At 73.7% G+C, this 10529-nt stretch carries 10 protein-coding genes; 7 read left to right on the top strand and 3 right to left on the bottom strand.

The window, feature by feature from the left end:
* Nucleotides 1-62 precede the first annotated feature (62 nt).
* From B0I31_RS29445 to B0I31_RS29460, 4 genes are all read left to right on the top strand, one after another.
* Entirely contained in the window at nucleotides 63-980 is a 918-nt protein-coding gene (locus tag B0I31_RS29445; RefSeq protein ID WP_106618645.1) for a sensor histidine kinase, read from the top strand.
* Nucleotides 981-1115: 135 nt separating this feature from the next.
* A complete protein-coding gene (locus B0I31_RS29450; protein ID WP_245950533.1) occupies nucleotides 1116-1856 on the top strand; it encodes an alpha/beta fold hydrolase in 741 nt (246 codons plus the stop codon).
* A 167-nt stretch (nucleotides 1857-2023) separates the two neighbouring features.
* On the top strand, nucleotides 2024-2671 hold the full coding sequence (locus B0I31_RS29455) for an HAD family hydrolase (RefSeq protein WP_106618646.1): 648 nt from the start codon (nucleotides 2024-2026) through the stop codon (nucleotides 2669-2671).
* A gap of 8 nt (nucleotides 2672-2679) precedes the next feature.
* Nucleotides 2680-3636 (top strand): LLM class F420-dependent oxidoreductase, encoded by a 957-nt coding sequence (locus B0I31_RS29460; RefSeq protein ID WP_106618647.1) that lies wholly within the window; start codon nucleotides 2680-2682, stop codon nucleotides 3634-3636.
* 27 nt (nucleotides 3637-3663) lie between these two features.
* On the opposite strand, the gene B0I31_RS29465 is transcribed toward B0I31_RS29460, so the two are convergent.
* The 3 genes from B0I31_RS29465 to B0I31_RS29475 all read right to left on the bottom strand — a co-directional run bounded on the left by B0I31_RS29465 (nucleotide 3664) and on the right by B0I31_RS29475 (nucleotide 7016).
* Complete coding sequence (locus tag B0I31_RS29465; protein ID WP_106618648.1) at nucleotides 3664-4977, bottom strand: serine/threonine-protein kinase; 1314 nt, start codon at nucleotides 4975-4977, stop codon at nucleotides 3664-3666.
* A 241-nt stretch (nucleotides 4978-5218) separates the two neighbouring features.
* Nucleotides 5219-5656, bottom strand: coding sequence for a hypothetical protein (locus B0I31_RS29470; protein ID WP_245950534.1), 438 nt, complete (start codon nucleotides 5654-5656; stop codon nucleotides 5219-5221).
* A gap of 85 nt (nucleotides 5657-5741) precedes the next feature.
* On the bottom strand, nucleotides 5742-7016 hold the full coding sequence (locus tag B0I31_RS29475) for a PucR family transcriptional regulator (protein ID WP_106618721.1): 1275 nt from the start codon (nucleotides 7014-7016) through the stop codon (nucleotides 5742-5744).
* A gap of 81 nt (nucleotides 7017-7097) precedes the next feature.
* Between B0I31_RS29475 and gabT the strand changes: the two genes are divergently transcribed.
* From gabT to B0I31_RS29490, 3 genes are read left to right on the top strand one after another with little or no spacing between them, the layout of a single operon-like run.
* The gene (gabT, locus tag B0I31_RS29480) at nucleotides 7098-8351 is read left to right on the top strand and encodes a 4-aminobutyrate--2-oxoglutarate transaminase (RefSeq protein WP_106618650.1); all 1254 of its coding nucleotides are present in this window, start codon (nucleotides 7098-7100) and stop codon (nucleotides 8349-8351) included.
* Complete coding sequence (locus tag B0I31_RS29485) at nucleotides 8348-9778, top strand: aldehyde dehydrogenase family protein (RefSeq protein ID WP_106618651.1); 1431 nt, start codon at nucleotides 8348-8350, stop codon at nucleotides 9776-9778. Before gabT ends, B0I31_RS29485 begins: the two co-directional genes overlap by 4 nt.
* Nucleotides 9779-9781: 3 nt before the next feature.
* On the top strand, nucleotides 9782-10480 hold the full coding sequence (locus B0I31_RS29490; protein WP_106618652.1) for an effector-associated domain 2-containing protein: 699 nt from the start codon (nucleotides 9782-9784) through the stop codon (nucleotides 10478-10480).
* The last annotated feature ends 49 nt before the right edge of the window (nucleotides 10481-10529 follow it).

Raw genomic sequence — 10529 nt, forward strand, 5'->3', positions numbered from 1 at the left:
TTCGGGCGCGATACTGGACGGGCAGACCGCCCCGCCAGCGACCGTTTCGGAGGTTCCCCAAGGTGGTCGACTTCGTGCACGAGGCGCTGTTCTACCGCGACGACGAGCAGTTCCTCGCGGGCACAGTGCCGTTCGTGCGCGACGGTCTCGCCGCCGGTGAGCCGGTGCTGGTGGCCGTGCCGCAGCGCGGGATCGACCTGGTGCGCCGCGCGTTGGGCGGGCAGGCCGAGCAGGTCGAGTTCCTGGACCTCAGACGCGCCGGGCGCAACCCGGGCCGGATCATCCCGGGCGTGCTGGCCGCGTTCACCGACAACGCCTCCACCACCGGCCGGGTGCGGATCGTCGGCGAGCCGATCTGGCCGGAGCGCACCGAGTTGGAGTACCCGGCCTGCGTTCAGCACGAGGCGCTGATCAACACCGCGTTCGAGGACCGCGCCGCCTGGATCCTGTGCCCGTACGACACGGCGAACCTCACGCCGGCGGCGGTGCGCGACGCGGAGACCACGCACCCGGTGGTGGTCGAGGGGCAGCAGCGCAGGCAGAGCGTCGGCTACCGCGAGCCGTTCCTGGTCGCCGAGGAGTTCAACCGGCCGCTGCCCGCGCCCCCGCCGGACGCGGTGGTCCGCCGGTTCGACCTGGACGGCCTGGCCACCACCCGCCGGCTGGTCGCCGCGTTCGCCACGGACACGGGCCTGAGCACCGACCAGGTGGAGGACCTGGTGCTCGCGGTCAACGAGCTGACCACCAACAGCGTGGTGCACGGCGGCGGCTTCGGCACGCTGGTGCTGTGGCGCGAGGGCGGCGCGGTGGTGTGCGAGGTGCGTGACGCGGGCCGGCTCGCGAACCCCATGGTGGGCAGGCGGAACCCGGGCGTGAGCACCCACGGCGGGTACGGCGTGATGCTGGTGAACCTGCTGTGCGACCTGGTCCGGGTGCACGCGCACGAGGACGGCACGTCGATCCGCGTCTACGTCGGCTGACCCCGCGGTCGGGGCGGCACGCGCTGTGTGCTTGCCCACGCACCGGTCCCGATCGGCGGGTTCGCGCTGGTCGCCGATCACCCTTCGCCCACAAACAGCGGCGGCGCACCGGCCCGGACCGGCAGAATCGGGCACGTGACTCCCGCACTTCTGCTCGCCCACGGGGCCGGTGGCACGGTCCGCGCGAACTTCAGCCCGCTCATCCCGCGGCTGTCGCGCAAGCGCAAGGTGCACGCGGTGGACTTCCCCGGCTCGGGGACCACCCCGCGCGCGACCGGGCCCCTGGACCTGGACGACCTCGCCGACCGCCTGGTGGCCACCGCCGAGGGCGAGGAGCGGTTCGCGGTCGTCGGCTACTCGATGGGCTGCGCGGTCGCCGTGCGCGCGGCACAGCGGTACCCGGAGCGGGTGACGGCGCTGGTGCTCACCGCCGGTTTCGCCCGCATCGACGACGAAACCAGGGAACGGATGCGGCAGTGGCGCCGGCTGGTGGACGGCGACCGCGCCGAGCTGGCCCGCTTCCTGCTGTCCATCGCGCTGGGCGAGCCGTTCCTGCGCCGGATGACCGCCGAGCAGACCGACGGCTTCCTGGAGCTGATCGCGCTCACCATCCCGGCGGGCACGCCCGAGCAGGTCGACCTGGTCCAACGGATCGACCTGCGCGACGAGCTGCCGTCGTTGTCCGTGCCGACGCTGGTGATCGGCGCCAAGCACGACCGGTTGATCGCACCCGGCACCACGCGGCAGCTGGCCGACCTGATCCCCGGCGCCCGGTGGGCCGAACTGGACAGCGGCCACTCGCCCGCGGTGGAGGCGCCCACCGAGTGGGTCCGGCTGATCGAGGAGTTCCTGGACGCACTGCCCACCGGCGGCTGATCGCCATCACCGCACGTGCACGGCGCCGTGCACGCCCACCTGCCGCTTGCCGACCTCATGGCGGCGCACCGCGGCCCGACAAGCCGGCCACGCCACCCACCGCGCCGACCTCGCGGTTCGCGGGGGCGGCCGGTTTGCGGGTCGGCCGGCCGGGCTAACCAGGCCGCATGACCAACACGCTCGTCCTGGACGTCGACGGGACGCTGGTGGACACCAACTTCCACCACGCGGTGGCCTGGTTCCGCGCGTTCCGCCGGTTCGACATCACCGTGCCGACCTGGCGGCTGCACCGGTCCATCGGGATGGGTGGTGACAAGCTCGTCACCGCCGTCGCCGGCGAGCACGTCGAACGCGAGCACGGTGACGAGCTGCGCAAGGCGTGGGAAGTGGCGTTCGAGCCGATGCTGGCCGAGATCAGGCCGCTGGAGGGCGCGCACCGCCTCGTCGCCGCGGCGCTGGAGCAGGACTTCGCGGTGGTGCTGGCCAGCTCGGGCAAGCGCCACCACGTGGACCACTACCTGAAGCTGATCGACGCCTCCGGCATCCCGTCGACCTCGTCGGACGACGTCGAGGACACCAAGCCCGCGCCCGACCTGATCGAGGTGGCGCTGCGCCGGGTGGACCGCGCCAGCCGGGCCGTGGTCATCGGCGACTCGGTGTGGGACTGCGAGGCCGCACGTCGGGCCGGGCTGCCCTCGGTGTGCCTTCGCACGGGTGGTTTCGGCGACGCCGAGTTGCGCGAGGCCGGTGCGTCGGCAGTCTACGAAGAACTCGACGAGTTGCGGGCGGACCTCACCGACCTGCCGATGGCGTAGGAGGAATCGTGCGGATCGGGTACACGCTGATGACCGAGCAGGCCGGGCCGCGCGAGCTGGTCGAGCACGCCGGGCTGGCCGAGCAGGCGGGGTTCGACTTCGAGGTCATGAGCGACCACTACTCGCCGTGGCTGGACGAGCAGGGGCACGCGCCGTACGCCTGGAGCGTGCTCGGCGCGGTCACCCAGGCCACCGAGCGGGTCGAGCTGATGACGTACGTGACCTGCCCGACCGTGCGCTACCACCCGGCGGTCGTGGCGCAGAAGGCGGCGACCGTGCAGCTGCTGTCGGGCAACCGGTTCACGTTGGGCATCGGCGCGGGCGAGAACCTCAACGAGCACGTGGTCGGCCGCGGCTGGCCGCCGGTGAACGTCCGGCACGAGCTGCTGCGCGAGGCCGTGGAGATCATCTCCCAGCTGTTCGACGGCGGGTACGTCAACTACTCGGGCCAGCACTTCCGGGTCGACTCGGCGAAGCTGTGGGACCTGCCCGAGCAGCGCGTGCCGATCGCGGTCGCGGTGTCGGGCGGCCAGTCGGTGCGCACGTTCGCGCCCCTGGCCGACGCGATGGTGGCCACCGAGCCGGACGCGTCGCTGAGCCAGGAGTGGGACGTCTTCCAGGGCGGGCCGTCGCGCAAGATCGGCCAGCTGCCGATCTGCTGGGACACCGACCGCGACGCGGCGATCGAGCGGGCGCACGAGCAGTTCCGCTGGTTCGGCGGCGGCTGGAAGGTCAACGCGGAGCTGCCCGGCACGGCCGGGTTCGCGGGCGCGACGCAGTTCGTGCGACCGGAGGACGTGGCCGCGCAGATCCCGTGCGGCCCGGACGTCGGCCCGGTGGTGGAGGCGGTGGCGAAGTTCCGCGAGGCCGGCTTCACCGACCTGGCCCTGGTGCAGATCGGCGGCGACCACCAGTCGGAGTTCCTGGACTTCGCCAAGGGCGAGCTCCTGCCCGCCCTCCGCTGACCGCCCGCTGACCGGCGGACTACCCGGTCAACCCCGCTTGGCCGAGCCGCCGCGATCCTTCGACGGCGGCCCGGTCACGGTGGGCGGACCGAGGTTCGGGACGATCACGGTCGGCGTGTTCGGAGGCACGTGGATCGGGGTCTCCCGCTGTGCCTTGGTGGTCGTGGTGGTGGGCGGCGTGGTCGTCGTACCCGCCGAGGTCTCGTCATCGGGCTCGACACCGACGTTCCCGGCCGGCGGCTGCGACTCCGGCGCGCCCTGCACCACGGTCACCGTGGACGGGTCGCCCGACACCGCCACGCCCGTGTCCGGCGCCTGCTCGGCGACCGGCTCGGCACCGGTGGTCGTCGGTCCACCGGTGCGCCCGCCGGGAGCGGGCACGATCGGGTCGCTCATCAGCAGGAAGCCCACCAGCGTCAACACCACCGCGGCGGCAGCGGCACCCACCAACACCGCCTTGGACTTCGGCTCGCGCTCCTCGACCTCCTCGGGCCGGTCCACCACGGCCACCTCGACCAGCGGCGACAGGCCCGCGCTCGCCCGCTGGGCCCGCGCCAGCAACCGCTCGCACTCCGCCGCGGACGGCCGCTTGGCCGGGTCGGTCGCGGTCATCGCGGTCAGCACGTCGGTCCACGGGTCGGGCAGGTTCGCCGGGATGCGCGGCTCCCGGTGCAGCCGCGCCAGCGCCGCCTCCGTGTCGCCGCCCGGGTATTCGGGCCGCCCGGTCAGGCACTCCAGCAGCACCAGGCCCAGCGCGTAGACGTCGGCGGCGGGCAGCACGTCACCGCCGCGCACCTGCTCGGGCGCGAGGTAGCCCGCCGTGCCGACCAGGATCCCGGACTTGGTCACCCGGGTCACCTGGGCCTGCAGCGCCAGGCCGAAGTCGGCCAGGTAGGCGCGCCGCCCGGCCGTGTCGAGCAGGATGTTGGACGGCTTCACGTCCCGGTGCACCACGTCGTTGGCGTGCACGTGGGCGAGCACCCCGGCGATCTGCGACCCGATCGCGGCCACCACCTCGGGCGACATCGCGCCCCGCATCCGGCGCCGCAGCGTGCCGCCCTCGACGGGCTGCATCACGAAGTACGGACGGCCGCGGAAGCTGCCGGTGCCGTACACCTCGACCAGGCCGGGGCAGCGCAGCGAGCCGAGCACCTCGGCCTCGCGGTCGAGCCGGATCCGGTCCTCGCCGGAGGCCTGGCCCAGGAAGAACTTGATCGCGACGTCACGGTCGAGGCGGGTGTCCACCGCCCGGTACACCTCGGCCATGCCACCCGATCCGAACAGGCTGCCCAGGGCGTACCTGCCGTCGACCACCTCGCCGGTCAGGTCACCGTCCCACATCCGGTAGAACCTCCGCTGTGTCGACGACGTCGGCCCGGACGCCGGAAGCTACCGGTCCCACGCCACGGCGAGCCACCCCGTTTGCCGTTCCGCGTCCACCTACCCGTAGCACTCCCGTCACAAACCACCGATTTCTTCGGGTTGCCGAACCTGTGCTGGAGTAACGACCGCTGCCGGTGAACCTGACGACCGTGCGCCGAAGACCACCCGTTCGAGGGACCTCCGGCGCACGGCACACCCGTCAGGGCGAGGCGGTGGCGCAGGGCGTGGTGGTCGACGTGGAGGACACGGTCGTCACCGGTGGGCCGGCCGAGGCGAGCCGGGTGCCGCTGCACAGGTGGGTCTCCACCCGGCCGTCGGACGAGTCGCCGCTCGCGAACACCAGGTACTGGGTGCCGACGCGCAGGCTGATCCCGCACAGCCCGCCGCTGGTGGACGTGACGACGTCGACCCGTGCGGGCACGTCGCCCTTGTACTCGCGGTGGACGGCGACGGCGTAGCGGTACTTGTCGTCGTGGGGCGAGGACGGGTCGCCCGCCTCCAGCGCCTGGCTCAGCACCAGCCCGGAGAACACGTGGGTCGCACGCTGGTAGCGCTCCCCCTCCGTGCTGGGCAGGCAGCTGCACGCGCTGGCGGGGCTGGTGAACACGGCGGTGAGCAGGGCGGCCGTAACGGTCACGATGCCGGCCGCGTGGGCTAAGAGACGGAAGCGCGCCAAGAGATCCCCCTCGGAAAGGAGTGGTCGGCGGCGGTGTGCGCCCAGCCTACGGTCCGGCGTGCAGCGCCAGCCAGAGTTCGGCGCGCACGCCCGCGGGTTCCAGCGAACGGCCCAGCAGCTGCTCGACCCGCTTGAGCCGGTTGCGCACGGTGTGCCGGTGCACGCCCAGCCGGGTGGCGGCCGGGTCGGCTTGGCCGTGGCACGCCAGCCACACCCGCAGCGTCTCGCGCAGCACGTCGTCCAGCGGCGCGAGCAGGGTGGCGGCGAACTCCGCCGCATCCGGCGCGAGCAGGCCGGACCCGGCGACCTCCTCGAACGTGGCCACGCCCGCTTCCCACGCCCGCAGCGCCTCCCGGTAGCCGCGGGCGACGTCACCGGCGTCCACCGGGCTGGACGCGGCGGCGGGCACGTCCACCTCACGGCCCAGCACGACCACCCGCCCGTCCACCTCGGCCCAGAACCCCTCCGGTTCGGCGGGCTCGCGCAGCACGAACACCCGGAACGGCCCCGCCGGCACCCCGTCCACCGGCACGCCCGCCAACGCCAGCCGGAACCGCGCCTCGCGCAGCTCCCGCCGCACCGCGTCGACCTCGTCCGACCGGGCCAGCGCCACGGTGAGCAGCGACGCGGCGGCGTTGACCACGCCCGCGTCCAACGGCCCGGCGGTCGCCACGGCGAGGTAGCCGCGCCGACCGAGCACCTGCATCGCGACGTGCCGCTCCCCCGCCTGCCACGCCGCACCGGCCGGTCCGCCCGACGACGCCAGCCGCCGCACGTGCGGGTCGAGGTCGGGCAGCGCGCCGACGACGTGCACCGGCGTGCCGTGCGGGTCGAGCAACGCCGCCGCGCCGTCGATGAGCCGGGCCAACCGCCGCAGCACGCCCGGCGGCCCCTCGCCGACCGCGGCCCGGGTCAGCGCCCGCTGCGCCGTGCCCGCCCGGGCCAGCGCCGCGTACTCGTCCGCCGCGACGGCCCGCGACACCGCCTTGGTGATCGCGATGAACGGCGTGGCCCTGGGGACCTCCAGCAACGCCAGCCCGGCGTCCCGGGCGGCCCGGACCAGGTCGTCGGGCACTCGGTCGTGGCTCAGCCCGGTGCCGAACCCGAGCCCCACCGCACCCGCCGCCACCAGCCGCCGCACGTACCGCTCGGCCGGTCCGAGCGCGATGCCGGTGGTCAGCAGCAGCTCACCGCCCTCCAGGAACGGCGTCGGGTCGGACAGCTCGGTGCTGTGCACCCAGGCGACGGCCCGGTCCAGCCCCGCGTCCACGCGCACGGCCAGCCCGACCTCGCGGGCCAGCTCCCCGACCGTCAACGCCATGGACACTGTGTACAACCCGCGAACACCCGTTCGCCAGTCCGGATACTGTCCTCCGACGCCCGACCGGTCGATGCTGGACCCATGGCCCGACTGCGCACGGAGATCCCCGGCCCCCGGTCACGCGAGCTGGCCGAGCGGCGCAAGGGCGCGGTCGCGGCGGGCGTCGGCTCCGTGCTCCCGGTGTACGTCGACCACGCCGAGCCGGGGCTGCTGGTCGACGTGGACGGCAACCGGTTGATCGACCTGGCCTCCGGCATCGCGGTGACCGGCGTCGGCAACCCGGCGCCCCGCGTCGCGCGGGCCGTGCACGAGCAGGTCGACCGGTTCAGCCACACGTGCTTCATGGTCACGCCGTACGAGAACTACCTCTACGTGTGCGAACGGCTGGCGGAGTTGACGCCCGGCGGGCACGACAAGCGCTCGGTGCTGCTCAACTCCGGCGCGGAGGCGGTGGAGAACGCGGTCAAGATCGCCCGGCACGCCACCGGGCGGCCGGGCGTCGTGGCGCTCGACCACGCCTACCACGGCCGCACGAACCTGACCATGGCGTTGACCGCCAAGCAGATGCCCTACAAGCACGGCTTCGGCCCGTTCACCCCCGAGGTGCACCGGGTCCCCGGTTCCTACCCGCTGCACGACGGCCTGACCGGCGCGGAAGCGGCCCGGCGCGCGGTCGCCGCCCTCGACCGGCCGGACCGGATCGCGTGCGTCGTGGTCGAGCCGATCCAGGGCGAGGGCGGCTTCATCGTGCCCGCGCCCGGGTTCCTGCCCGCCCTCGCCGACTGGTGCCGGTCGCACGGCGTGCTGCTGGTCGCCGACGAGGTGCAGACCGGGTTCTGCCGCACGGGCGACTGGTTCGCGTGCGAGCACGAGGGCGTCGTCCCGGACCTGGTCGTCACGGCGAAGGGCATCGCGGGCGGCCTGCCGCTGGGTGCCGTCACCGGGCGCGCCGACGTGGTGGACGCCGTGCACCCCGGCGGGCTCGGCGGCACGTACGGCGGCAACCCGATCGCCTGTGCGGCCGCGATCGCCGCCATCGACACCATGCACGAGCTGCACCTCGACGCCGCCGCCCGGCGGATCGAGGCGACCGCGCTGCCCCGGCTGCGCGCCCTGGGCCCGGTGGTCGAGGCGCGCGGCCGCGGCGCGATGCTGGCCGTGGAACTGGCCTCCGCCGAGATCGCCTCCCGGGTCGCGGCCACCTGCCACGCGGCCGGGGTGGTCGTGCTGACCTGCGGTACCCGTGGGAACGTGATCCGCCTGCTGCCGCCGCTCGTCATCCCGGACGAGCTGCTGGCCGAAGGCCTGGACGTGCTTGAAGGAGCCCTTCAGTGACGACGACGCCGTACTGGGTCGCGGGACAGCCCGCGACGAGCGACGACCCGGTCGAGATCCGCACCCCGCACGACGGCGCCCTGGCCGGCGTGACGTCCAACGCCACCGCCGAGGACGTGGAACGGGCCGTCGCCGCCGCGCACGCCGTGGCCGAGGAGTTCGCCGCGCTGCCCGCGCACGCCAGGGCGGCGGCGCTCGACCACGTGTCGCGGCGGCTCGCCGAGCGCGCCGACGAGGTGGCCGCGCTGATCACCGCCGAGTCGGGCAAGCCGGTGAAGTGGTCGCGGATCGAGGTCACCCGCGCGGTGTCGACGTTCCGCTGGGCCGCCGAGGAGGCGCGGCGGTTCTCCGGTGAGCTCCAGCGGCTGGACACCGACCCGGCGGCGAACGGCAGGCTGGCACTCGTCCGGCGGGCACCGCGCGGTCCCGTGCTGGGCATCGCGCCGTTCAACTTCCCGCTGAACCTGGTGGCGCACAAGGTCGCGCCCGCGCTGGCGGTGGGCGCGCCGATCGTGGTCAAGCCCGCGCCGGCCACCCCGCTCGTCGCGCTGCTGCTGGGGGAACTGCTGGCGGAGACCGAGCTGCCCGCCGGGTCGTGGTCGGTCCTGCCGGTGCCCAACGAGGTGGCGGGCGCGCTGGCCGAGGACCCCCGGCTGCCGGTGGTGTCGTTCACCGGGTCCGGTCCGGTCGGCTACTCGATCCTGGACCGGGTGCCGCGCAAGCACGTCGTGCTGGAGCTGGGCGGCAACGCGGCGGCCGTCGTCTGCCCGGATTGGACCGATCTGGACTGGGCCGCCCAGCGCATCTCGACGTTCTCGATGTACCAGGGCGGGCAGTCGTGCATCTCGGTGCAACGCGTGTACGCGCACGAAGACGTGTACCCGGCGCTGGCCGACGCCGTCGTGTCGCACGTGCGCAAGCTCGGCACGGGTGACCCGACCGACCCGGTCACCGACGTCGGCCCGCTGATCAACGAGGCCGCCGCCCTGCGGGTCGAGGCCTGGGTGGACGAGGCCGTGGCCGCGGGCGCGCGGGTGCTGACCGGTGGGCGCCGGTCGGGTGCGTCGTACGAGCCGACCGTGCTGGCCGACGTGCCGCCGTCGTGCAAGGTCGTGGACGAGGAGGTGTTCGGCCCGGTGGTGGTGCTGGATTCCGTGCGGTCGGTGGACGAGGCGTTCGACCGGGTGAACGCCTCGCGGTTCGGCTTGCAGGCGGGCCTGTTCACGCACGACGTCCGGCTGGCGTTCCGCGCCGCGAAGCGCCTGGCGGTCGGCGGCGTGATCGTGGGCGACGTCCCGAGCTTCCGGGCCGACCAGATGCCGTACGGAGGCGTCAAGGACTCGGGCACCGGCCGAGAGGGGGTGCGCGCGGCCATGGAGGACCTCACCGAGCAGCGCGTCCTGGTGCTCACCGGCCTGGAGTTGTAGGGCTTGCCGCCCGACCACGCCGTCCTCGCGATCGCCACCGACCCGGCCGCCGACCTCGAGCACGGTCGGCGGCTGGTGCTGGCCGCGCTCGACGGCCTCGCCGCCACCGCGCCCGGCCACGACGCCGTGCTGCTCACCCGCCCGCCGTCGGACCGGTTCGCGGTACGGCTCACCGAAGCCGTGCACGCGTCCGCGACACCACTGCGCCTGCGGTTGGTCGTGGCGGACGGGGAGGTCTCGACGGCGCTCGCCGTGCTCGCCTCGGACGCGCTGCGGTCCGCGCACGCGTCCACCACCCGTCCCGTCACGATCGCGGTCACGGAGGGCTACGCCCGCGCTCACCCGATCGCCGATCCCGACCGTCACCGGATCGTGCGAGTGCCGGGTGTGCCCGAGCCGGTCTGGCTGCTCGACGCCCGCGTGCCGGACACCGAGGCCCTGTTCCACGCGCTGATGGAGGTGCCTTCGCTGCAGCGGGAGGAGACGCGCCGACTCGTGCTCGATCTGCTGCCACCGGTCATCGCCGCCGCCGTGCCGCACCACCCCAACGGCGCATTGCACGTGAGCGGACTGTTGCTGACCTGCCTCGAACACGTGGACGGCCTGAATGCCCTCTGCCACGCTTTGCGGGTGATGGAAGGTGAGGATTCCACACCAATGAGGCGAATAGAAACACTATTGTGGCACGAAACAAACCCCTAGCAACCGTACCGTGTAGCCCGGAATAGGGCCTACCCGGAAGGGGTTGGAA

The organism is Saccharothrix carnea, from assembly GCF_003014735.1.
Classification (GTDB): Bacteria; Actinomycetota; Actinomycetes; order Mycobacteriales; family Pseudonocardiaceae; genus Actinosynnema; species Actinosynnema carneum.